Origin of the sequence: Pseudomonas sp. Z3-8 (assembly GCF_051131975.1) — a bacterium.
In the GTDB taxonomy this organism is placed as follows: domain Bacteria; phylum Pseudomonadota; class Gammaproteobacteria; order Pseudomonadales; family Pseudomonadaceae; genus Aquipseudomonas.
Window position 1 is genome coordinate 5,603,972 of the sequence record NZ_CP071643.1, and the last position, 23,494, is coordinate 5,627,465.

21 protein-coding genes are annotated in these 23,494 nt (G+C 62.3%); 8 read left to right on the forward strand and 13 right to left on the reverse strand.

Annotated features, from left to right (window positions below):
• Positions 1-43 precede the first annotated feature (43 nt).
• The 8 genes from hisI to J3P94_RS25490 all read left to right on the forward strand — a co-directional run bounded on the left by hisI (position 44) and on the right by J3P94_RS25490 (position 6,640).
• Positions 44-442: a phosphoribosyl-AMP cyclohydrolase gene (gene hisI, locus J3P94_RS25455; protein WP_305497371.1), complete on the forward strand. Its 399-nt coding sequence runs from the start codon at positions 44-46 to the stop codon at positions 440-442.
• A complete protein-coding gene (locus J3P94_RS25460; RefSeq protein WP_003186671.1) occupies positions 435-767 on the forward strand; it encodes a phosphoribosyl-ATP diphosphatase in 333 nt (110 codons plus the stop codon). The genes hisI and J3P94_RS25460 overlap by 8 nt, the downstream gene beginning before the upstream one ends.
• Positions 768-791: 24 nt before the next feature.
• A complete protein-coding gene (locus J3P94_RS25465; protein ID WP_434570180.1) occupies positions 792-1,079 on the forward strand; it encodes a twin-arginine translocase TatA/TatE family subunit in 288 nt (95 codons plus the stop codon).
• A 10-nt stretch (positions 1,080-1,089) separates the two neighbouring features.
• Complete coding sequence (gene tatB / locus J3P94_RS25470) at positions 1,090-1,503, forward strand: Sec-independent protein translocase protein TatB (RefSeq protein WP_434570182.1); 414 nt, start codon at positions 1,090-1,092, stop codon at positions 1,501-1,503.
• Entirely contained in the window at positions 1,500-2,297 is a 798-nt protein-coding gene (gene tatC, locus J3P94_RS25475) for a twin-arginine translocase subunit TatC (protein WP_305497375.1), read from the forward strand. The genes tatB and tatC overlap by 4 nt, the downstream gene beginning before the upstream one ends.
• Positions 2,294-3,001 carry a 16S rRNA (uracil(1498)-N(3))-methyltransferase gene (locus J3P94_RS25480; RefSeq protein WP_434570184.1) on the forward strand — a complete coding sequence of 236 codons (708 nt, stop codon included), beginning with the start codon at positions 2,294-2,296 and terminating at the stop codon, positions 2,999-3,001. The genes tatC and J3P94_RS25480 overlap by 4 nt, the downstream gene beginning before the upstream one ends.
• A gap of 212 nt (positions 3,002-3,213) precedes the next feature.
• The gene (locus tag J3P94_RS25485; protein ID WP_434570186.1) at positions 3,214-5,130 is read left to right on the forward strand and encodes a methyl-accepting chemotaxis protein; all 1,917 of its coding nucleotides are present in this window, start codon (positions 3,214-3,216) and stop codon (positions 5,128-5,130) included.
• Positions 5,131-6,367: 1,237 nt separating this feature from the next.
• Positions 6,368-6,640, forward strand: a complete 273-nt coding sequence (locus J3P94_RS25490) for a DUF6124 family protein (RefSeq protein ID WP_434570187.1) — start codon at positions 6,368-6,370, stop codon at positions 6,638-6,640.
• A 146-nt stretch (positions 6,641-6,786) separates the two neighbouring features.
• Here the strand turns inward: J3P94_RS25490 and mdoH are convergent, their stop codons facing one another.
• The 13 genes from mdoH to J3P94_RS25555 all read right to left on the reverse strand — a co-directional run bounded on the left by mdoH (position 6,787) and on the right by J3P94_RS25555 (position 23,462).
• Positions 6,787-9,357, reverse strand: coding sequence for a glucans biosynthesis glucosyltransferase MdoH (gene mdoH, locus J3P94_RS25495; RefSeq protein WP_434570189.1), 2,571 nt, complete (start codon positions 9,355-9,357; stop codon positions 6,787-6,789).
• Entirely contained in the window at positions 9,350-11,092 is a 1,743-nt protein-coding gene (locus J3P94_RS25500; RefSeq protein WP_434570190.1) for a glucan biosynthesis protein G, read from the reverse strand. The genes mdoH and J3P94_RS25500 overlap by 8 nt, the downstream gene beginning before the upstream one ends.
• A 350-nt stretch (positions 11,093-11,442) precedes the next feature.
• Positions 11,443-11,880 (reverse strand): D-aminoacyl-tRNA deacylase, encoded by a 438-nt coding sequence (gene dtd, locus J3P94_RS25505; protein WP_434570192.1) that lies wholly within the window; start codon positions 11,878-11,880, stop codon positions 11,443-11,445.
• Positions 11,877-12,848, reverse strand: coding sequence for a prolyl aminopeptidase (gene pip, locus J3P94_RS25510; RefSeq protein ID WP_003196909.1), 972 nt, complete (start codon positions 12,846-12,848; stop codon positions 11,877-11,879). Before pip ends, dtd begins: the two co-directional genes overlap by 4 nt.
• A gap of 104 nt (positions 12,849-12,952) precedes the next feature.
• Entirely contained in the window at positions 12,953-13,864 is a 912-nt protein-coding gene (locus J3P94_RS25515) for an alpha/beta hydrolase (protein ID WP_434570195.1), read from the reverse strand.
• A gap of 163 nt (positions 13,865-14,027) precedes the next feature.
• Positions 14,028-14,975 carry a choline ABC transporter substrate-binding protein gene (locus tag J3P94_RS25520; protein WP_434570197.1) on the reverse strand — a complete coding sequence of 316 codons (948 nt, stop codon included), beginning with the start codon at positions 14,973-14,975 and terminating at the stop codon, positions 14,028-14,030.
• A 262-nt stretch (positions 14,976-15,237) separates the two neighbouring features.
• The gene (hutG, locus tag J3P94_RS25525) at positions 15,238-16,041 is read right to left on the reverse strand and encodes an N-formylglutamate deformylase (protein WP_434570199.1); all 804 of its coding nucleotides are present in this window, start codon (positions 16,039-16,041) and stop codon (positions 15,238-15,240) included.
• Positions 16,042-16,052: 11 nt separating this feature from the next.
• Positions 16,053-17,255, reverse strand: coding sequence for an imidazolonepropionase (gene hutI, locus J3P94_RS25530; RefSeq protein ID WP_434570201.1), 1,203 nt, complete (start codon positions 17,253-17,255; stop codon positions 16,053-16,055).
• Between the two features lie 129 nt (positions 17,256-17,384).
• A complete protein-coding gene (gene hutH / locus J3P94_RS25535) occupies positions 17,385-18,917 on the reverse strand; it encodes a histidine ammonia-lyase (RefSeq protein WP_434570203.1) in 1,533 nt (510 codons plus the stop codon).
• Positions 18,918-19,047: 130 nt separating this feature from the next.
• Entirely contained in the window at positions 19,048-20,571 is a 1,524-nt protein-coding gene (gene hutH, locus J3P94_RS25540; protein ID WP_434570205.1) for a histidine ammonia-lyase, read from the reverse strand.
• Between the two features lie 172 nt (positions 20,572-20,743).
• Positions 20,744-21,574, reverse strand: a complete 831-nt coding sequence (locus J3P94_RS25545) for a quaternary amine ABC transporter ATP-binding protein (RefSeq protein WP_305497396.1) — start codon at positions 21,572-21,574, stop codon at positions 20,744-20,746.
• Entirely contained in the window at positions 21,571-22,422 is an 852-nt protein-coding gene (locus tag J3P94_RS25550) for an ABC transporter permease (protein ID WP_109752006.1), read from the reverse strand. Before J3P94_RS25550 ends, J3P94_RS25545 begins: the two co-directional genes overlap by 4 nt.
• A 71-nt stretch (positions 22,423-22,493) precedes the next feature.
• The gene (locus tag J3P94_RS25555; RefSeq protein ID WP_434570207.1) at positions 22,494-23,462 is read right to left on the reverse strand and encodes an ABC transporter substrate-binding protein; all 969 of its coding nucleotides are present in this window, start codon (positions 23,460-23,462) and stop codon (positions 22,494-22,496) included.
• Between the last annotated feature and the right edge of the window lie 32 nt (positions 23,463-23,494).

The window sequence follows — 23,494 nt, forward strand, 5'->3', positions numbered from 1 at the left end:
TTTACTTGCAGCTTGAAGCTTGAAGCTGCCGTCAGGACCGAAGATGAAAAACTGGCAGGACGAGATCAAATGGGACGCCGACGGCCTGGTGCCGGCGATCGCCCAGGATCACAAGACCGGGCGCGTGCTGATGATGGCCTGGATGAACCGCGAGGCGTTGGCCCTGACCGCTGCCGAGAATCGCGCCATCTATTGGTCACGTTCCCGTGGCAAGCTGTGGCGCAAGGGTGAAGAGTCCGGGCACGTGCAACACCTGCACGAGATGCGCCTGGACTGCGACGGCGACGTCATTATCCTGATGGTCGAACAGGTCGGTGAAATCGCCTGCCATACCGGCCGTCAAAGCTGCTTCTACCGTGTCTTCGAGAACGGCGACTGGAAAACCGTCGACCCGGTACTCAAGGACCCGCACGCCATCTATTCAGGACACAACCATGAGTGACACCCTGACCCGCCTGGCCCAGGTGCTGGAAGAGCGCAAGGGCGCCGCGGCCGACAGCTCCTATGTCGCCAGCCTGTACCACAAGGGTTTGAACAAGATTCTGGAAAAGGTCGGCGAAGAGTCGGTCGAAACCATCATTGCCGCCAAGGACGCCGCCATCAGCGGCGACTGCAGCGACGTGATCTACGAGACCGCCGACCTGTGGTTCCACAGCCTCGTCATGCTCGCCCAACTGGGACAGCATCCGCAGGCCGTACTGGATGAACTGGACCGTCGCTTCGGTCTGTCCGGGCACGTCGAGAAAGCCTCGCGCCCGTCCGCCTGATCAACTTTTGAGAGGAACAGCCACATGGGTATTTTTGACTGGAAACACTGGGTCGTCATTCTGGTGGTCGTGGTGCTGGTGTTCGGCACCAAGAAACTGAAAAACCTCGGCACCGACGTCGGTGAGTCGATCAAGGGCTTTCGCAAGGCCATGAACGATGACGAAAAACCGGCCGACCCACAGGCCACCCCGGCGCAACCGGCACAGCCGGCCCAACCGGTACACCCACAAGCCACGCAGCCTGTGAATGCGCCGAACACCATCGACGTGCAGGCCCAGAAAGTCGAAGAGCCAATCCGCAAAGACTCGTGAGCACTGACTAATGTTTGGGATCAGCTTCACTGAACTGCTGCTCGTCGGCCTCGTCGCCCTGTTGGTATTGGGCCCCGAACGCCTGCCGGGCGCTGCGCGCACCGCCGGTCTGTGGATCGGGCGCCTGAAGCGCAGCTTCAATGCGATCAAACAGGAAGTTGAACGTGAAATCGGTGCCGACGACATCCGTCGGCAACTGCACAACGAACACATCCTGTCCCTGGAACAGGAAGCACGGAAGATCTTCTCGCCGACCCAGCAGGAGCCGACGCCGGTCCAGCCCGTGGCCGAGCCGACAATTGCTCCCCAGGTCCCGGCGGTCGAAGCTGCGCCAGTGGTCGTTGAACCGGCCAAACCGGTTGATCCGGTGACTGCGACGCCCCCGACTCCCAACGACTCCACTCTGCCGCCGCGAGCCCCATGAGCGATATCCCTGAAAACGACCAGCCGATGCCGCTGGTATCGCACCTCACCGAGTTGCGCACCCGCCTGCTGCGCTGCGTCGCGGCGGTGTTCATCATCTTTGCCGGGCTGTTTGCCTTCACCCAGCAGATCTACACCTTCGTCTCCACGCCGCTGCGCGAGTACCTGCCGGTAGGCGCGACGATGATCGCCACCGATGTCTCGTCGCCGTTCCTGACGCCGTTGAAACTGACGATGATGGTCTCGCTGTTCCTGGCGATCCCGGTGATCCTGCATCAGATCTGGGGCTTCATCGCCCCGGGCCTGTACAAGCATGAAAAACGCATCGCCGTGCCGCTGCTAGTGTCGAGCATCCTGCTGTTCTATACCGGCATGGCCTTCGCCTACTTCTTCGTATTCCCGCTGATCTTCAAGTTCTTCGCCGCCGCCACCCCGGCCGGCGTGGAAATGATGACCGACATTACCAGCTACCTGGATTTCGTCATGACGCTGTTCTTCGCCTTTGGCGTGGCGTTCGAGATTCCCGTGGCGGTGGTATTGCTGGTGTGGATCGGTGTGGTCGACGTCGCCTATCTGAAGAAGATCCGTCCGTACGTGATCATCGGTTGCTTCGTGGTCGGCATGATTCTCACGCCGCCGGATATTTTCTCCCAGACCTTGCTGGCCGTGCCGATGTGGCTGCTGTTCGAGATCGGCATCCTGTTCGGCGGGCTGGTGCGCAAACGCCGCGAAGAAGAACCCGAGGACCAGCCGGTCGACGACCACAACGACCAGCCCCCAGCGACCCAAGCGTGAACCTGCTGCTGCTCGAAGAGGCCGATTTCATCGAGCCGGACCGCGTCATCCTGAGCGATCGCCGCCTGACACACATGCAGGAAGTCCACCGCAGCGCCGTCGGCGACAGCTTGCGGGTCGGCCGTATCGGCGGCCTGATGGGCACCGCCCAGGTGTTGCGCCTGGAAGCTCGCGAAGCCGAACTGCAAGTGACCCTCGACCAGCCGCCGCCGGCCAAGTTGCCGCTGACCCTGGTGCTGGCATTGCCGCGTCCGAAGATGCTCCGGCGGGTGTTCCAGACCGTCGCCACCATGGGCGTGCCGCGGGTGGTGCTGGTAAATAGTTATCGTGTGGAAAAAAGCTTTTGGCAGACGCCCTTCCTGGAACCCGAGGCGATTCGCGAGCAACTTATTCTGGGTCTGGAGCAGGCTCGGGACAGCGTGCTGCCGGAAATCATCATTGAAAAACGCTTCAAGCCCTTCGTCGAAGATCGCCTGCCCGCCATCGTCGAAGGCACCCTCGGGCTGGTCGGCCATCCTGGCAATCACCCGCCCTGCCCGCGCGCGCTGACAGAGCCGGTGACCTTGGCCATCGGCCCGGAAGGCGGCTGGATCCCCTACGAAATCGACCTGCTGGGCAAGGCCGGCCTGCAACCGGTGCAGCTCGGCGAACGGATCCTGCGGGTCGAGACCGCGGTCACGGCCCTGCTTGCACGGCTGTTCTAAGAACCTGTTTGCTTTCCCGTGGCGAGGGAGCTTGCTCCCGCTCGGCTGCGAAGCAGTCGTAAATTCCTGCCCCGGGTGGTCGCTTCGCGACCAAGCGGGAGCAAGCTCCCTCGCCACGAAAAAGACCCGCCGCGTCTATTTTCTACAGCTCCTGCCAAAGCCGCCGATACAGTCCCCATAAAACCAATTCAACGCTCCAAGGGAGTATCAGCATGTTCCGGTGGCTTGCCCAGGGTCTGGGAAACGTAAGCGTTAATCGCAAACTTGGCTTCGGCTTCGGCCTGGTGCTGTTCCTCACCCTGATGATCGCGTTCACCGGCTGGTCCGGCCTGGGCAATGTCATCAGCCGGGGCGACAAGCTGGGGTTCATTGCCAGCCTGAACGACCTGAGCAAGGACCTGGACCTCGCCAGCATCGACTACAACACCACGCGCGGCGAAAAAGGCCCGCAACAGGTCAACGACCTGCTCGGCAAGCTCGAAGCCGGGTTGAAGACAGCTCGCGAGATGATCGAACAGCCTGACGACGTGGCATTGATCGACAAGCAACTGGCCGCCGTCGCCGAATACAAAAGCGCCTTCGCCCAGATGACCAGCGCCACCGTCAGCCGCGAAGATGCCCGCGGCAAGCTGGGCGCCAGTGCCGATAACACCGTGGCCCGCGTCGCCGAAGTGGAGAAAGCGCTGCTACAGGGCGGCGACATCACCCAGTTCAACAGCGTGGTGACCTTGAGCAAGGCGATTCAACAGGCACGCTATCAGGTTCGCGGTTACACCTACAGCGGCAAAAGCGAGGCCCAACAGCCGGCCATCGATGCAATTACCGATGTCCTGAAACTGCTGGCACGCTTGCCAGCCCAGTTGCCTGAGGAACACGCCGACAGACTCCAGCAGGCCAGCGACTCGATGAACATCTACCGGGCGGCAGTCAGCCAGTTCCGTGACTCCCAGCTTGATAACGGTGCCGCTCTGCAGCGTATGAGCGAGCAAGGCCGGGTCCTGATCGACTCCAGCCAGAAGCTCACCGCGTCCCAGACGGCCGTGCGCGACCACGACACCGCCCAGGCCAAGACCGTTCTGATCGCAGCCGCCGCACTGGCGCTGCTGTTCGGTGTGATCGCCGCCTTGCTCATCACCCGGCAGATCGTCGGCCCGCTGGATGAGACCCTGAAGGTGGCAGAACGCGTCGCCGCGGGCGATCTTACCCACAACCTGACGTCCGAACGCCGTGACGAACTCGGTCAATTGCAACGCGCCATGCAACGCATGACCGTTGGCTTGCGGCAGTTGATCGGCGGCATCGGTGAAGGCGTTACCCAGATCGCCAGCGCTGCTGAACAACTCTCGGCGGTGACCGAACAGACCAGCGCCGGGGTCAACAGCCAAAAGATCGAGACCGATCAGGTCGCCACCGCCATGCACGAGATGACCGCCACCGTGCAGGAAGTGGCGCGCAACGCCGAGGAAGCCTCCGAAGCCGCCGTCGCCGCCGACCAACAGGCCCGCGAAGGTGACAAGGTCGTCGGCGAAGCCATCGCCCAGATCGAGCGCCTGGCGCGAGAAGTGGGCAACTCCACCGCCGCCATGGGTGACTTGAAGCGCGAAAGCGACAAGATCGGCAGCGTCCTGGACGTGATCAAGTCCGTGGCCCAGCAAACCAACCTGCTGGCCCTCAACGCGGCCATCGAGGCAGCCCGAGCCGGTGAAGCCGGGCGCGGCTTCGCCGTGGTGGCCGACGAAGTTCGCAGCCTGGCCCAGCGCACCCAGAAGTCCACCGAGGAAATCGAAGAGTTGATCGTCGGCCTGCAAGCGGGTACCGAACAGGTCGCGACCATCATGGACAACAGCCGCAGCCTGACCGACAGCAGCGTCGAACTGACCCGCCGCGCCGGCGGCTCGCTGGAAAACATCACTCGCACGGTGTCGGCGATCCAGTCGATGAACCAGCAGATCGCAGCGGCGGCCGAGCAGCAGAGTGCGGTGGCGGAGGAGATCAACCGTAGCGTGTTGAATGTGCGAGATGTGTCAGAGCAGACGGCTTCGTCCAGTGAAGAGACTGCCGCCTCCAGTGCCGAACTGGCGCGGCTGGGGGTTCATTTGCAGACATTGGTGGGGCGGTTCAGGGTTTGATGCTTGCGCACAACTGACACCGTGGCGAGGGAGCTTGCTCGCGATGGCGGTGCCACATTCGATGAAGGTGTCGGATCTGGCGGCCTCTTCGCGAGCAGGCTCGCTCCCACAATGCCTCTGCGTTCAACCAATATTTTGTAGACGACACAAAACACCTGTGGGAGCGAGCCTGCTCGCGAAGGCGGTGCCACGGTTGATGAAGATGTCGGATCTGGCGGCCTCTTCGCGAGCAGGCTCGCTCCCACAATGGGATTGGAATAAAGCCAAAGAAACAGGTCGGCTATAAGGCCGCCTCGGCATGGCATGGTCATCCGAAAACCGACCCTGCCAGTTAAAAACTGTTACCTATGTGAGTGAACTGATTTGTAACCTATGTGGTTGACTCATACCGCAAAGCCTTTTGGTTACTTTTTTAGCGTTTGAAAAAAGTGAGCCGCCGTAAGGGCGAAACCCTAAGCAGCCATTACCGCAGCAAAGGATATGTACCCGGCCAACAAACCCCTGGCCGGCTGCAAGGCCGCCATCGCGAGCAAGCTCGCTCCCACATTGGAATCAGCGTACCGCCGTGAGAATAAGGTCGGCTGCCAGGCCGCCTTGCTTTTGATCTTGATCTTGATCTGAGGCGCCCCGTTAACCACGCTGGCCGAACGCAGGCATTGCGCAGTGGGCATCCCGGCATGGATGCCGGGATAGCCGCGCTGGGCCAGGGACGGCCCTTCGCGGCGGGCCCACGGAGCAATGCCGGAGTGAGGGCACACCGAGCCTGGGCGAGGTGCCGAGTGGTGGGGCAAAGCCTTTTTTGCTTACTTTTTTTGGCGTCTGAAAAAAAGTGAGTCGCCGTAAGGGCGAAACCCTAAGCAGCCGTTACCTAAATAACGGATATACACTCAAAACCCCCAACTCCCACAGTCCGTCATCCCAAGGCTACGACGTCTTGCGCCTTTGCCTACAACTACGCCAGAATCCGCCGGCTTGTGCGCCTTGGCCCTGGGCTCTAACGTTTGCAGGTCGCTGACAGCTCAGCGATCGGGTTTAGCAGCCTGGATAACCCTAGACGTACGCTCCCTCATGCGTGAGCAGGCTTCAGCGCCTGCACATTAATGTCATGGCGGTTGTGCGTGGGAGACCTTCGGGTCTGCCGGGTTCTAGGGTCCCGGTCTGCTAACCCGCGTACAGTCGCCACCCTCCTCGTTTAGCAGCGATATCTGGCGGCTCCATCACCCTAGGAGCGTCAACCATGTTCAAAGCCACACCGAACCCACCAGAACCAGAAACCCACCCCAACGACAATCCCTCGAGCCAGCTCTTCACCGTCGTAGACGGTATCGACACCGAAAGCCTGCTCGCCAACCTCAGCGAAACCCTGGCCTCGGCCGACGCCATGATCAGCGACCTTGCATTCGACCTGCAAGGCTCGCGGCGACACATTGCCCTTGGCATTCAGCAACTGATCGAGCTGAGCGGTTTGTTGGCGAATCGAGTGTTGGATAGCGTCAATCCGCAGCACTGACCTCACCATAAAACATGGGCCGGCTACGCCCGAAACGTCGGACCGCCCCAGCGGGAGCAAGCTCCCTCGCCACAAGAGCGAACCATCGATAAAAATGCGCCCAACAAAAAGCCCCGCTTCTTTTCAGAAGCGGGGCTTTTTGTGTATCAGGCCAGTTGAGGCTGTGCGCCCACCGGTTGAAGCGGCAGCAACGGTGCATGTGGATCGGCCTTGACCGATTCACGCCACGCCGCCAGCCACTCGGGATGCGCCTCGCTCCAGACCTGCTCGTGCAGGCGGGACAGGGCCACCGGATCGCTCAGCAGCGCCAATCGCTCGGCGTTGTTGAGCCCGGCCGGGCCGACCTTCAAGGCATGACGGACGCGCTCGACGCGCAGCCATTCGATCGGCTCGGCCTTGCCGTGACGGGAGGTAGCCAATGCGTACGCCAGGGCGTTCTGTCGCGGATCGACCACTGCCCGGATGAAGCCGTCGTTCAGCGCGTGCCAACGGTTTTCATGGGTGTACTGGTCAGTCGACAGCAGTTCCTGTGGCGGCGCGTATTCCTCGGGAATCAGGAACAGGCTTTCATCACGGGACTTCAAGCCCAGGCCCACGCGGCTGGAGATCACCGAAACCGGGATCGACAACATCAGCGAGCCGACAATCGGCACGAGCCACCACAGGAAGCTCGGGTTCAGCCAGATCACCAGCAAGGCCCAGAAGAAGCCCAGCAGGGTCTGCGGGCCGTGGCGCTTGATGGCTTCGCTCCAAGGCGTGGAGTCATCGTCACGCTTGGGCGAGTTCCAGGTCGCGGCCCAGCCCAGGAAGGCGGCCAGCACGAAACGGGTATGGAAGATCATGCGCACCGGCGCCAACAGCATGGAGAACAGCATTTCCAGCAGCATCGACATCGTGACCTTGAACTTGCCGCCGAACTCCTTCGCGCCTTTCGCCCAGATCAACACGATGCTCAAGAGCTTGGGCAGGAACAGCAGCACGATGGTGGTCGAGAACAGCGCGATGGCTTTTTCCGGATGCCATTGTGGCCACAGCGGATACAACTGGCGCGGCTCGAGGAAGTACTGCGGTTCCATCAGCGTGTTCACCGCCAGCAGCGCGGTGGACAGCACCAGGAAGAAGAACCACAGCGGTGCCGACAGGTAGGACATCACGCCGGTTAGGAACACCGCACGGTGCACCGGGTGCATGCCCTTGACCAGGAACAGCCGGAAGTTCATCAGGTTGCCGTGGCACCAGCGACGGTCACGCTTGAGTTCGTCCAGCAGGTTCGGTGGCAGCTCTTCGTAGCTGCCCGGCAGGTCATAGGCAATCCACACGCCCCAGCCGGCACGGCGCATCAGCGCGGCTTCGACAAAGTCGTGGGAGAGGATCGCACCGGAGAAGGCACCTTTACCGGGCAACGGCGCCAGGGCGCAGTGGTCGATAAACGGCTTCATGCGGATGATCGCGTTGTGGCCCCAGTAGTGCGACTCGCCCAGTTGCCAGAAGTGCAGGCCGGCGGTGAACAGCGGACCGTAGACCCGTGTGGCGAACTGCTGCATGCGCGCATACAGCGTGTCCATGCCCGAGGCACGCGGTGCGGTCTGGATGATGCCTGCGTCCGGCGTGGCTTCCATCAGGCGCACCAGGCTGGTCAGGCATTCGCCGCTCATGACACTGTCGGCATCGAGCACGACCATGTACTTGTAGTCGCTGCCCCAGCGACGACAGAAGTCGTCGAGGTTGCCGCTCTTGCGTTTCACGCGGCGACGGCGGCGACGATAGAAGATCTTGCCGAAGCCCCCGGTTTCACGGCAGACATCCAGCCAGGCCTGCTGCTCGGCGACGCAGATATCGGTTTCGTTACTGTCGCTGAGCACGAAGAAGTCGAAGCGGTCCAGGTCACCCGTGGCCGCAACCGACTCGAACGTGGCGCGCAGACCGGCGAATACCCGTGGCACGTCCTCGTTACAGATCGGCATCACCAGGGCGGTGCGGGCATCCTTGGGAATTGGCTCGTTACCGGCGCTGGCACCGGAGATGCGGTACTTGTCATGCCCGGTAAGCAGTTCGAGGAATCCCATCAGCGCGGTCCAGAAACCGGCCGAGACCCAGCAGAACAGGATCCCGAACAGAATCAGAATGCTGGTTTGCAGCGCGTATGGCAGCACTTGCGTGGCCGTCTGCAGCAGCGGCTGATGCAGCACTTCATCCAGGTCCACAAGCGACCAGCCCTGGTACGGCATGATGCCTTTCATGTACCAGCCGGCCACGATGGTCTGGCCGAGCATCAGGATCAACAGGATGTAGCGGCGGATCGAACCCACGGTACGCCAGCGCGCATGCGGCAAGACGCGCTCGTCCTTGGGCGGCTTCGGCGGGTTGGTGCGACCGGTCAGGCGGCGCCAGGCGCGTACCAGGATGTTGGTGCGCCATGGCTCCGGCACGACCTTGGTCCGGCGAATCGGCGGAGTAGCCTTCAGGCATACACGGCCACTGGAATCGAGGGCCAGCATTTCGGCGTCCTCGAGTTCCTCGGCAGTGCTGAGCGCCAGGCGACGGCCCACCGAGGCTTGGGCTGCCTCGTCGGGCGCATCGAACGTCGACGAAGCCAGGCGTTCATGCAATTCGCTGAAGGACTTGCAGCCCGCCAGTTCGGCGCGCTGCTCGTCGGTCATCGGCAAATGGGCCAGATACTCGCTCAGAGACACTGGCTGTACGGAAGTATTACTCATCGGCAGGCAACTGATAGCTCCAGGTCTCGGTCAGGACTTGTTCAGTCTGCTCCGGTTCCTGCGGGGTTGGGGTCGGCTCGGCGGCGGCGGTGGACGCCTTGACGGCCTTGGCTTCCTGCTGCTGGCCGGCCTGTTCGTTGGCTTTCTCTTTCTCGCTCTGCTGCTTGGCGACCTTATCGGCCTTGGCCAGCGTGGTCACGGAATGCGAGGTAGCCGGCAGCTCTACAGGAACCAGCGGCCGGACCAACGCGGCACGCATCTCGGTCGCCTTGCCCGGATCCTTGATCTTCAGGCGCAACGTCAGGCGCCAGCCCTTGGTTTCAGGGTTGTAGCGCACGCTGTTCTCGACGATTTCGCCGTTGTCACCCACGCTCACCTGGCTACGCACCTCGGCGTCTTCAGGCAGGGCTTGCAGGGACGGGCCTTCGAAATCGACCAGGTAGGCCACGCTACCATCCGGCTGGCGAATCAGGTTGGACTGCTTCACGTCACCCGTGGAACGCAGGGTCTGCTTGACCCAGGCGCTGTCTGGCGAGTGCAGGCTGGCTTCATCAAGTGTCCAGTGCAGGCGATAGGCGAAGTCCAGTGGCTGGCCTGGCTCAGGCAGTTTTTCCGGGCTCCAGAACGCAACGATATTGTCGTTGGTTTCGTCGGCGGTCGGGATCTCGACGAGGTCTACGGTACCCTTGCCCCAGTCGCCTTTCGGTTCGATCCAGGCGCTTGGACGTTTTTCGTAGCGGTCGTCCAGGTCTTCGTAGTGGCTGAAGTCACGACCACGTTGCAGCAGGCCAAAACCACGCGGGTTTTCTACCGAGAAGTTGCTCACGGCCAGGTGTTTCGGGTTGTTCAGCGGGCGCCAGATCCACTCGCCGTTGCCGGCATGGATGGACAGGCCGCTGGAGTCGTGGAGCTCGCGACGGTAGTTCAAGACCTTGGACGGCTGATTCGCGCCGAACAGGAACATGCTGGTCAACGGGGCGATGCCCAGCTTGTTGACGCGATCACGCAGGAAAACACGCGATTTGACGTCAACGACGGTATCGGTGCCCGGGCGCACGGTCAGGCGATAAGCGCCGGTGGCCCGTGGCGAATCGAGCAAGGCGAAGATCACCAGGTGCTTGTCGGTCGGCTTCGGACGCTGGATCCAGAACTCACGAAAACGCGGGAACTCCTCACCCGATGGCAATGCAGTATCGATCGCCATGCCGCGAGCGGACAAGCCATAAACCTGGCCCTTGCCGATGACGCGGAAGTAGCTGGCGCCGAGCATGGTCATGATTTCGTCTTGCTTGTCGGCCTTGTTGATCGGGTACAACACGCGGAAACCCGCGTAGCCCAATTGTTCGGTGGCCTTCGGATCGAACTTCACATCACCGAAATCGAAGCGTGTCGGGTCGTATTTGATCTCTTCGACGGTGGTCGCGGTGATTTCATTGATCTTCACCGGTGTGTCGAAATGCATGCCCTGGTGATAGAAGGACAGCCTGAACGGTGTCTTCTGGTCGGCCCATTCAGCTTTTTCGGTGCGGAAACGGATTTTCTGATAATCGGCGAATTTCATTTCGCGGAATTCGTTCGGCAGGTTGCTGCGCGGGGCTTCGAATTTCTGCCCGGCCAGTTCTTGTGCCTTCGCCGATACATCATCCAGGCTGAATGCCCACAGTTGGCCCGCGCCAAACAGGCACAGCAGGGCCGAGCCCGCTACCAGAGCGTTTCTAAACCGTTTGGCAGTCATTTTTGGTGCATTACAGGGACTAACAATCACGAGCAACCCTCGCCGAAAACAGATCAAAAAACCAACGGCCAGATAAAGTATCTGCACGGTAACGGCGCTGAAAAACCGCTCCTGCGGACCACTCTTGCCAAGTTGGCGAGCATTGTTCCGACTCCGATGGGACAAAATGATTCCCCAAACGGTTCAGGACAAGTCTCTACCTAAGTCAAATGGACCGGCGAACGCCGATCCCCCGTAGCGCGCGATTATCTAGTAGGCCGCGTGACAACGCATCAGGGCTAGCAAAGTATTTATCGAGAAAACTCCCTGTTTTGACTCGAAACCGGACCGAAAAGATGTTTCAAACGCTTTCAGGCCTGTAACAGAAAGGTTACCGGGCCATCATTGACCAGATGCACTTGCATGTCGGCGCCGAATCTACCTGATGCCACGGTGCCATGCACCTGTTTCGCCTGGGTCAGGAGATAGTTGAACAATTCTTCGCCAAGGGCGGGCGGCGCGGCGGTTGAAAAGCTCGGGCGCAGACCGCTTTTGGTGTCCGCCGCCAGGGTGAACTGCGAGACCAGCAGCAAACCACCCGCGACGTCCGCCAGGGACAGGTTCATCTTGCCGTCGGCGTCGCTGAACACCCGATAGTTAAGCAGCTTGTGCAGGAATTTGTCGGCACTGGCCCGGGTATCCCCAGGCTCGACGGCTACCAGCACCAGCAAGCCATGGTCCACCGCCCCGACAATCTCGCCCGCGACTTCGACCCGGGCGCCACGAACCCTCTGCAGCAACCCCTTCATGCTTCTTCAGGTGGCAGGTCGAGCAGCCGGCGGGCCATTTGCGCGGCGGCGCGCACCAACGCGTCGGTAATCCCTGGTTCCGAAGCGGCGTGGCCGGCGTCACGGATCACCTGCAACTCGCTGTTGGGCCAGTTCTGGTGCAGCTCCCAGGCATTGTCCAACGGGCAGATCACGTCGTAGCGACCGTGCACGATGACGCCCGGCAAATGGGCGATCTTGCCCATGTCGCGAATCAACTGGTTGGGTTCGAGAAAGGCGTTGTTGGTGAAGTAGTGGCATTCGATCCGGGCGATCGACAGCGCTCGCTGCGGCTCGGAGAAACGATCGACCACCAGCGGGTTCGGGCGCAGGGTTGCGGTGCGGCCCTCCCAAGTGGACCAGGCCTTGGCCGCGTGCATCTGGGCGATCTGGTCGTTGCCGGTCAGGCGTTTGTGGAACGCGCTGAGCAGATCGTCGCGCTCATCCAGGGGGATCGGCGCGATGTAATCCTGCCAGTAATCGGGAAACAGGCGACTGGCCCCGGCCTGGTAGAACCATTCGATTTCCTGCGGACGGCAGAGAAAGATCCCACGCAAGATCAGGCCATGTACCCGCTCCGGATGAGTCTGGGCGTAGGCCAGGGCCAGGGTCGAGCCCCAGGAGCCGCCGAACAGCACCCACTTTTCGATGCCCAGATGCTTGCGGATGCGCTCCAGGTCTTCGACGAGGTCCCAGGTGGTGTTGTTTTCCAGGCTCGCGTGAGGCGTGGAACGGCCGCAGCCGCGTTGATCGAACGTAACGATGCGGTACAGATTCGGATCGAAGTAGCGACGGCTTTGCGCATCGCAACCCGCCCCCGGGCCACCGTGGATGAACACGACAGGCAGGCCTTCCGGCGAGCCGCTTTCATCGACATAGAGCGTGTGGGTGTCATCGACAGCCAGATCGTGCCGGGCATGGGGTTTGATCTGCGGGTACAAAGTCTGCATTGCGCGCTCCGTAAGGGGTCGAGTCATCCGTGTGGGGACTTCTATTTAGTCTGCCGTCCGGCATCATAAACCCGAATTACCTTAATGAGCATGCCCTGCGGCAGTCAAAGCGTGTCGGCCAGGTAGGCCAGTAGCCTGCGATATAGCTGATCGACCTCCGGCACCTGGCCCCGCGCGCGCAGGCAACCGTGGACCAGACCCTCGCCGTTGTACAACTCAGAGGCTACCCCTGCGGCGCTCAGGCGCTCGTTATAGAGGAGGCCATCGTCGCGCAGCGGATCCCATTGCGCCACGGCAACCAGCGTCGCGGGCAGGCCGCTGAAATCCTCGGCGAGCAATGGCGCGGCGTAGGCTGAGGGCTGGGTACCACGCAGGTACCACGCGTCATAGCGTTGCAGGTCACTGCGGCTCAAGAGCGGCGCGTCGAAACATTCGGTGCGCGACGGTAAATGCTCGGGACCACCAAGCGCCGGGTAGATCAGCACCTGCGACCGGGGCAGAGGCTGCCCTGCATCGCGCAAGGCCAGGCACACCGCAGCGGCGAGGTTGCCGCCAGCGCTGTCGCCCACCACGGCCCGGCGCCGTGGGTTGATGGCAAACGGCAGGTCCCCCAGGTGGCGCCACACGGTGAGGCAATCTTCGAACCCAGCGGGAAACGGATGCTCGGGGGCAAGCCGGTAATCCACCGCCACCACCAGCACGCCGAGGGCCGCGGCCAGTTCCATGCAAATGAAATCATGGGAATCCAGGTCCCCTACCACCCAACCGCCACCGTGCAGATAAAGAATGCACGGCCACCCGGCGAGCGGCGGCGAAGTACGCAGGTGATAGGCCCGGACAGCGACGCCAGCCAGGTGCAGATCCTCGACCGCAAGCGTTGATGGGCGCGGCGGGGTGAATGCCCGGCACATCCGGCTGTAAGCCTGGCGCGAGCCGGCGAGGCTGTCATCCGGGCTGGTGAAGCTCAGGGTCTTGTCGATGAAGGCGGACATTGCCTGGGAGAGTGGGTAGGCCATTGTGGTTCGCCGTGGACGCTACGGTTTAGCCCGAAAGCTTTTGTGGCGAGGGAGCTTGCTCCCGCTGGGCTGCGCAGCAGTCCTCGCTTCCTGGCGGCTGCTGCGCAACCGAGCGGGAGCAAGCTCCCTCGCCACGGGGGTTATCAGTGCCCGCAAGACTGGGTCAGTTCTTGAGACTGGCCTGCACCGCCGCGATGCCATCCTTGCCATCGAAGCTGGTCACGCCGGCGAGCCAGCGCTGCAGGTCCTCCGGGTGCTCGCGCAACCATTGCCGCGCGACGTCCTGGGGCGTCTTGCGTTCCATGATCGGCACCATCAACTGGCTCTCCTGCGCGGCGGTAAACGTGAGGTTCTCCAGCAGCCGCTGCACGTTCGGACACCGCTGTGCGTAGTCCGGCGCGGTGACGATGGAGACCGTCGCGGCGCCTTCGTTGGGGCCATAGACATCTTCGCTGCCGGTCAGGTAAGCGATGTTCATGTTGATGTTCATCGGGTGCGGGGTCCAGCCGACAAAGACCACGAATTCCTTGCGATTGACTGCCCGCTGCACCGCCGCCAGCATCCCGGCCTCGCCGGACTCGATCAGCTTGAAATCCTTGAGACCGAAGTGGTTGGTCTCGATCATGGTCTTGATGGTGGTGTTGGCGCCGCTGCCCGGCTCGATGCCGTAGATTTTCGCCCCCAACTGGTCCTTGAACCGGGCGATGTCGGCGAACGTCTTGAGCCCCGCCGCCGCCACGTAGTCGGGAACGGCCAGGGTCGCCTGGGCGTCGGACAGGCTTGGTTTGTCCAATACTTTCACTTGATTGGCCGCCAGGAACGGGGCGATGTTCTTGTCCATCGCCGGTTTCCAGTAGCCGAGGAAAATGTCGAGCCGCTTGTCGCGGATGCCGGCGAAGATGATCTGCTGGACGGCGCTGGTCTGCTTGCTTTCGTAGCCCAGGCCGGTGAGCAGCACGTCAGCCATGCCACTGGTGGCGATCACGTCGGTCCAGTTGACCACGCCCATGCGCACGGTCTGGCAGGACGCTGCCTCGGCAGCCATCGCGCCGGAGCTCAACAGGACGGTACCGCAGAGGATCGACAGACAGCGTTTGAACAGTCTTTTCATCGGAAAGGTCTCGTGCGGCAGCGGATTATTGTAGGCCGGTGTCTTGGTGCACCGTGCCTGGAACATTACGCAGCGTCGAGGGGCTGAAGATGAACTGTGGCGACGCGGTTTTGCACGGTGGCGACAGCTTGAGCAGCATGGATGCTCTTGTGGCGAGGGAGCTTGCTCCCGCTCGGTTGCGTAGCGACCGCAAAAAAGCGAGGGCGGCTTCGCCACCCAGCGGGAGCAAGCTCCCTCGCCACAACAGCCGCCTCACCTCGAATTAGCGTTTGTAGGCCTTTTGTCCCCACGCCAGGAAACCTTCCAGCAACTCCCAGAGCACCACCTGGGTCGGCGCCGCCAGGTCCGGGCGGTAGTTGAATGGCTCGAACTCTTCCATGTAGGTGCTCTGGCACAGTTCCAGTTGCACCGCGTGGATGTCCTCGGCCGGGTTGCCGTAGTGCCGGGTGATGTGTCCGCCCTTGAAGCGTCCGTTGAGCACATGGGTGAACTGGCCGTGGCGAGCGCAGATGGCTTCGAGCTGGCTGGCCAGCGTCGGATCGCAACTGGCGCCGTTGAACGTGCCGAGATTGAAGTCCGGCAGCTTGCCGTCGAACAGGTGCGGGATCACCGAACGGATCGAGTGGGCATCGAACAGCAAGGCATAGCCGAACTCGGCCTTGAGCCGCGCCAGTTCCTGTTGCAGGGCCTGGTGGTAGGGCATCCAGATCTGCTGCAGGTACGTGGCACGCTCATCAGCCGACGGCACCAGGCCTTCGCGAAACAACGGCACGCCATCGAACAGCGTCGCCGGGTACAGACCGGTGGTGGCACCGACGTACATCGGCTTGTCATCGGAAGGACGGTTCAGGTCCACGACGAACCGCGAGTATTCAGCCGCCAGGGTGCTGGCGCCCAGGTCTTCGGCGAAATCATACAGCCGCGGAATATGCCAATCGGTGTCCGGCAGGCTCTGGGCCTCGGGGATCAACCCGGCCTCTACCGCCGGCGTCAGGCGCAGGCCGGCGTGAGGCATGCTGATCAACAGCGGCACGCGCCCTTGCTTGAAATTCAGGACCTTCTCCACAACCGTTCTCCTCAATCGATTTCCACGCCGTGGCGCACGACGCGTTTTTCCAGATCGCCGCCGAGCCAGTACGACAGATCGGCTGGGCGATCGATGTGCCAGGCGACAAAGTCTGCCACCTTGCCGGCTTCCAGCGAGCCGTGGGTCTCGGCCATGCCCAAGGCCTGCGCAGCATGAATAGTTGCTCCCGCCAGTGCTTCTTCCGGGGTCAGGCGCAGGCAGGTGCAGGCCATGTTCAACATCAGGCGCAACGACAGCGCGGGCGAGGTGCCGGGGTTGAGGTCACTGGCGACGGCGATTTTCACGCCGTGCTTGCGCAGGGCATCCATGGGCGGCAACTGGGTTTCACGCAGGAAATAAAATGCCCCCGGCAGCAGCACCGCTACGGTGCCAGACTCGGCCATGGCCTTGGCGTCATCCTCGGTCATGAATTCCAGGTGATCGGCCGACAGCGCCTGATACCGCGCCGCCAGGCTGGAACCATGCAACGACGACAGTTGCTCGGCGTGCAGCTTTACCGGCAGGCCCAATCGCTGCGCGGTCAAGAACACCCGTTCGACCTGCTCGGGAGAAAACGCCAGGTACTCGCAGAACGCATCCACCGCGTCCACCAGCCCCTCGGCGGCCAACGCCGGGAGCATTTCGGCGCAGATGTGTTCGATGTAGTCGTCGGCGCGGTCCTTGTATTCCGGCGGCAAGGCGTGGGCCGCCAGGCAGGTGCTGCGCACACTGACCGGCAGTTCGGCGCCAAGGCGGCGGATGACCCGCAGCATTTTGCGTTCGCTGGGCAGGTCGAGGCCGTAGCCGGATTTGATTTCCACCGTGGTCACGCCGTCGCGCATCAGGCTTTTCAGGCGTTTTGCGGCGCTGGCGAACAGCTCGTCCTCGCTGGCGGCGCGGGTCGCGCGCACGGTGCTGGCGATGCCACCGCCGGCCGCGGCGATGTCGGCGTAGCTGACGCCTTGCAGGCGCTGTTCGAATTCACCGCTGCGGTTGCCGCCGAACACCGCGTGGGTGTGGCAATCGATCAGCCCCGGGGTGACCCAGGCGCCCTTCAGGTCGTTGATTGCCGGGTAGTCGCCCACCGGCAATTCGGCACGGGGGCCGATCCATTGGATGTGCTCGCCCTGAGTAACAATGGCGGCGTCTTCGATAATCGAGTAGGCGCCCTGGGCCATGGTGGCGGCGTGGCAGTTCTGCCAGAGGGTTTTCATCCCGAGTCTCCTCGAATTATTCAAAATCGAATCGCGAGCAAGCTCGCTCCCACAGGGATCAGGGGTGTACCCCAGATCGGCGTTCGGCACCGCCCCCCTGTGGGAGCGAGCTTGCTCGCGATGAGGCCCTTACAGGCTCGGCAACAACTGCGCCGTGACCAGCTCGTTCAGACACCGACTCGCCAACAGCTCACTGGCCGCATTGATGTCCGGCGCAAAGAAGCGGTCCTTCTCATAAAAAGGCACCTCTGCACGCAGCAACGCCCGGGCCTGTTCCAGTTTGGCCGAGGTTTTCAAACCACCGCGCAAATCCAGCCCCTGGCACGCCGCCAGCCATTCCACCGCGAGAATCCCACGGGTGTTCTCGGCCATTTCCCACAAGCGCTTGCCGGCGGCCGGGGCCATGGAGACGTGGTCTTCCTGGTTCGCCGAGGTCGGCAGGCTGTCCACCGAATGAGGATGGGACAGCGCCTTGTTTTCACTGGCCAGGGCCGCAGCGGTAACCTGAGCGATCATGAAGCCGGAGTTGACCCCGCCATTGGCCACCAGGAACGGCGGCAGCTGCGACATGTGCTTGTCCATCATCAACGAAATGCGCCGCTCGCTCAGGGAGCCGATCTCGGCGATCGCCAGGGCCATGTTATCGGCGGCCATCGCCACCGGTTCGGCGTGGAAGTTACCGCCGGAGATCACGTCGCCCTCGGTGGCGAACACCAGCGGGTTATCCGACACAGCGTTGGCTTCGATCACCAGCACCTCGGCGGCCTGGCGGAACTGGGTCAGGCAGGCGCCCATTACTTGCGGCTGGCAACGCAGCGAGTACGGGTCCTGGACCTTGTCGCAGTTCTGGTGCGAATCCGACACTTCGCTGCGCTCGCCCAACAGGTCGCGATAGGCCGCGGCGGCATCGATCTGGCCTTTCTGGCCGCGAGCCGCATGGATGCGCGCATCGAATGGCGAGCGTGAGCCAAGCACCGCTTCCACCGTGAGGCTGCCCAGGGCCAGGGCAGCGGCAAACAGGTCTTCGCCTTCGAACAGTCCGCGCAAGGCAAACGCGGTGGACACCTGGGTGCCATTGAGCAACGCCAGACCTTCCTTGGCGGCCAGGGTCAGCGGCGCGAGGCCGGCGACTTTCAGGGCGTCGACAGCCGGCAGCCATTCGCCTTTATAACGGGCCTTGCCCTCGCCCAGCAGCACCAGCGACATGTGGGCCAGAGGCGCCAGGTCACCGGATGCGCCCACCGAACCTTTCAGCGGAATGTGCGGGTAGACCTCGGCGTTGATCAGTGCGATCAGCGCATCGATCACCTGCCGGCGAATGCCGGAGAAACCCCGGCTCAGGCTGTTGACCTTGAGCACCATGATCAACCGCACCAGCGCATCGCTGATCGGCTCGCCGACTCCGGCGGCATGGGACAGCACCAAAGAGCGCTGCAGGTTTTCCAGGTCTTCGCTGGCGATGCGGGTCGAGGCCAACAGGCCGAAACCGGTGTTGATGCCGTAGGCGGTGCGATTCTCGGCGAGGATCTGCTCCACGCAGGCAACGCTGGCTTCGATCTGCGCCGATGCGCTGGCGTCGAGGCTGAGCGTCACCGGTTGCTGATAGATGTCACGCAATTGAGCCAGGCTCAATTGGCCGGGAATCAGGTTCAAGGCAGTCATGTATTGCTCCTTTTGAGAGTTTTGTTTTTACCCGCCAGTCGCTCCGGAATGTTCCGTTATCCGTCACCTTCGCCTTTTGGGCGATGCCTTGTGGGCTATAGGTGCCTTGGCACGCTGGCGTTTTTTTTGATCAATTCAAATTCGGTAGAACGTGGTGCAGCACATTCGGATCTCTGAGCAGCCCGGCGGCGCTGGCGATGTCCGGCGCCAGCCAGCGATCCTGGTCGTAGGCCGGGACGCGCTCGCGCAGCAGCTTCCAGGCGGTGTCGGTGCCAGCGCCAAAACGCTGCGCCTTGAGAAACTCAAAGGCCTGGGCCGCCAACAGGTATTCGATGGCGAGGATCTGCGTACAGTTTTCCAGCGCCCGGTGCAGCTTCAGGGCCGCGTTGGTGCCCATGCTCAAATGGTCTTCCTGCAACCCGGAGGTGACGAAATTGTCGAGCACCGCCGGTTGCGCCAGTTGCTTGTTCTCCGCGCACAGTGACGCGGCGACGTATTGCACGATCATCATCCCCGAATTCACCCCGGGATTGGCCACCAGGAAGGCCGGCAGCCCACTGACGTGCGGGTTGATCAAACGGTCGAGGCGACGCTCGGCGATGGAGCCGATTTCCGCCATGGCGATCGCCAACAGGTCAGCCGCCAGCGCCACCGACTGGCCATGAGGGTTGGCCTGGGACACGACCCGGAAACTGTCCGGCGTCCCCAGCAGCAGAGGGTTATCGGTAGCGGCATTGAGTTCGGTTTCGATCTGCTGCCGGGCATGCTCCAACTGATCACGAGCGGCGCCATGCACTTGCGGAATCGAGCGGATGCTCAAGGCGTCCTGGGTGCGGATGCCCAGGCTCGAAGCGATAACTTCGCTGCCATCGAGCAGCGCCCGCAAGTTACTGCCCACCTGCTGCATGCCGGGGTGCGGCTTGAGCGCGATGATCTCGGCATCGAACGCGGCGATCTGCCCGCGCTGCGCCTCGAAGCTCATGGCACCGATCACATCGGCCCACTGCACCAGGCGCGTCGCATCGGCCAGGGCCAGGCAACTGAGTCCGGTCATGCACGGCGTGCCGTTGACCAGGCACAAACCGTCCTTGGCCCCCAACTGCACCGGTTGCAGACCTTCAGCGGCCAGCGCCTGCTGCGCCGAGACGACCTGTCCGCGATAGCTGACCTCGCCGACGCCCAGCAGCGCGATGCTGATGTGGGCCATGTGGGTCAGATAGCCCACCGAACCCTGGGACGGCACTTGCGGCGTGATGCCGCGATTGAGCAGCGCCAGCAAGGCCTCGACCACCCGGCGATGGATGCCGGATTTGCCTTGGCTGTAGTTGAGAATGGCCGCGCAGAGGATCGCCCGGGTCTGCTCATCGGACAGCGCGGGGCCGACGCCACAGGCATGGCTGAGCAAGGTGTTGCGCGACAATTGGCTGAGCTGTTCGTCCTTGAGCGAGACATTGCACAAGGCGCCCAGCCCGGTGTTGACGCCATAGGCCCGTTCGCCGCTGGCGACGATGCGCTGGACGATGGCCTGGGCATTGTCGATGCGCGCCCAGGCCTGGGCCGATAGCTCCAGCACAGCGCCGAAGCGGGCGACGGCGACCACGTCCTGCCAGCGCAGCGGGGCGTCGGTGATGATGATTTTTTGAGCCTGGGACATCTTCAACCTCATGGGAAATTCTTTTCAGCAACACACCTGGCTAAAGGCACTGCCTTTGTGGCGAGGGAGCTTGCTCCCGCTGGACTGCGCAGCAGGCCCAAAAGAAGCGGCCGCTGCGCGCCCGAGCGGGAGCAAGCTCCCTCGCCACAAAAGCGCGCCGACCACCACAACCTCAAACCACCGCCGCCCTGCGCTGCACAAACCGGTCAACATACTCATCCGCCGGCGAATGCAGGATCTCCCGTGGCGTGCCGACCTGGATCAGCTTGCCGTCCTTGAGAATCGCGATGCGGTTGCCGATGCGTACGGCCTCGTCGAGGTCGTGGGTGATGAAAACGATGGTCTTGTGCAGAGTCTTTTGCAGTTCCAGCAACTGGTCCTGCATTTCCGCGCGGATCAGCGGATCGAGGGCGCTGAACGCCTCGTCCATCAGGATGATGTCGGTATCCGCCGCCAACGCCCGGGCCAGGCCGACGCGCTGGCGCATGCCGCCGGAGAGCTGGTGCGGGTATTTGTTCTCGTAGCCCTTCAGGCCCACGGTGCTGATCCAGTGCAACGCCCGTTCGGCGCAGACCTGCTTGCTTTCGCCGCGCACTTTCAAGCCGTAGGCGACGTTGTCCAGCACGCTCTTGTGGGGCAGCAGGCCGAAGCTCTGGAACACCATGCTGATCTTGCGTCGACGAAACTCACGCAAGGCATCCATGTCCAGTTGCAGGATGTCTTCGCCGTCCACCAGGATCGCGCCGCTGGTAGGGTCGATCAACCGGTTGAAGTGGCGAACCAAAGTGGACTTGCCGGAACCGGACAGGCCCATGATCACGAAAATCTCACCGGTGCCGATGCTCAGCGACAGGTCGTTCACGCCGACCACGCAGCCGGTTTCGGCCAGCACCTGGTCCTTGGTCCTGTTCTGGCGGATCAGCTCCAGGGCCTCCTTGGACCGGTTGCCGAAAATCTTGAAGACGTTCCTGACTTCGATCTTGCTGACGGCTGCGTTGCTCATTTGCTCACCTCATGCCGAGGGCGACCATAGGCCTGGGTAATGCGGTCGATGACCACGGCGAGAATCACGATGGCGAGCCCGGCTTCGAGGCCGCGCCCGACGTTGAGGGTCTGGATGCCGACCAGTACGTCTTCACCCAGGCCACGGGCGCCGATCATCGAGGCGATGACCACCATCGACAGGGCCATCATGGTGGTCTGGTTGATCCCGGCCATGATGCTCGGCAGGGCCAGGGGCAGTTGCACGCCGAACAGCTGCTGCCAGCGGTTGGCGCCAAAGGCGTTGATGGCTTCCATGACTTCGCCGTCAACCTGGCGGATGCCCAGGTCGGTCAGGCGGATCAATGGCGGCGCGGCGTAGATCACCGTGGCGAAGATCGCCGGGACCTTGCCCAGGCCGAACAGCATCAACACCGGAATCAGGTACACGAAGCTTGGCATGGTCTGCATGATGTCCAGCAGGGGCATCAGCACCGAACGCAGGCGATTGCTGCGCGCCGAGAGAATGCCCAGCGGAATCCCGATCAGCACCGAAATCAGCGTCGCGACCAGCATCAGCGCGAGGGTCTGCATCAGTTTGTCCCACAGGCCCACCGCGCCCACCAGGAACAGCAGGCCGACGATTACCGCTGTCGCCACGACCTTGCGGGTGGCATGCCAGGCGACACCGCCGACGATCGCCAGCATCAGCCACCAGGGGGCCATGCGCAGCAGACCTTCAAGGTTGACGATGGCCCACAGCAACGTGTCGGAGATATGCCGGAACACATCGCCATAATTGGTCACCAGGGAGTCGACCCAACCGTTGACCCAGTCGGCGATGGAGAAGGTAAAGCTTTCGGGAAACATAAGAGACTCTCGATCAGGTGGATGCGGTGAACGTCCCGGCCAGCCCCACGGTTGGCCGGGAAATATTCGACCTACAGAGCCGCGTCGATTTTCTTGGCAGCGTCTTCGCTGACCCAGGCATGCCAGACTTCAGGATGTTCCTTCAGGAAGATCTTCGCCAGTTTCGGCGACTCGATCCGCTCTTTGGCCATGCGCCCGAGGTTCTGGTTCAGGATGTCGATCGGCAGGTTGACCTTTTCCAGCACTGCCACCAATTCCGGGGCTTCGTCATGGAAGGTCTTGGACAGGCCGACCTTGATGCTCACGCTTTTATCCACGCCCGGTTTTTCTTCGAGCTTCACCAGGTCGACCTGGCCCATCAGCGGTGTTGGCGACCAGTAGTAGAACAGGATCGGCTCGCCACGCTTGTAGCTCGACAGCACTGCCGCATCCAGCGCCGGGCCGGTGCCTGGGCGGAAGTTGGTGTAGGTTTTTTCCAGGCCGTAGCTCTTCAGCATTTCGCTGTTGTCCAGCTCGCAGGTCCAACCGGCCGGGCAGTTGTAGAAGCGGCCCTTGGATGGCTCCTCCTGATCCTTGAACACGGCGGCGTACTGGCCCAGGTCGGCGATATTCTTCAGGCCCGGGGCCTTGGCTTCGAGCTTGCGCTTGGCATCACCTTCGATCACGTAGCGCGGCACGTACCAGCCTTCGATCGCGCCGACCACCGGCGCACCGACGCCCACCACCTTGCCGGCCTTCTCGGCCTTGTTCCATACCTCACTGCGGCCGACCCACTCTTCGGCGAACACCTGGATGTCGTTGCTGCTCAGGGCGTTCTCCATGGTGATGGAATTGCCTGGCAGGCTGTCGGTCTTGCAACCGTAGCCTTTTTCCAGCACCACTTGCATCACGTCGGTCAGCAGCATGCCGCTTTCCCAGTTCAGGCCGGCGAACTTCACCGGTTTGCCCGACTCGCACCAGCCGGCCGCTTGCGTGGCGCCAGCGCTGGCCAGCAGGCCCATGGCAAGCAATGCGGTCAGCAGGGTCTTGTTCGATTTCATTGTGTGACGCTCCTAATCAGTTGGATTGGCTT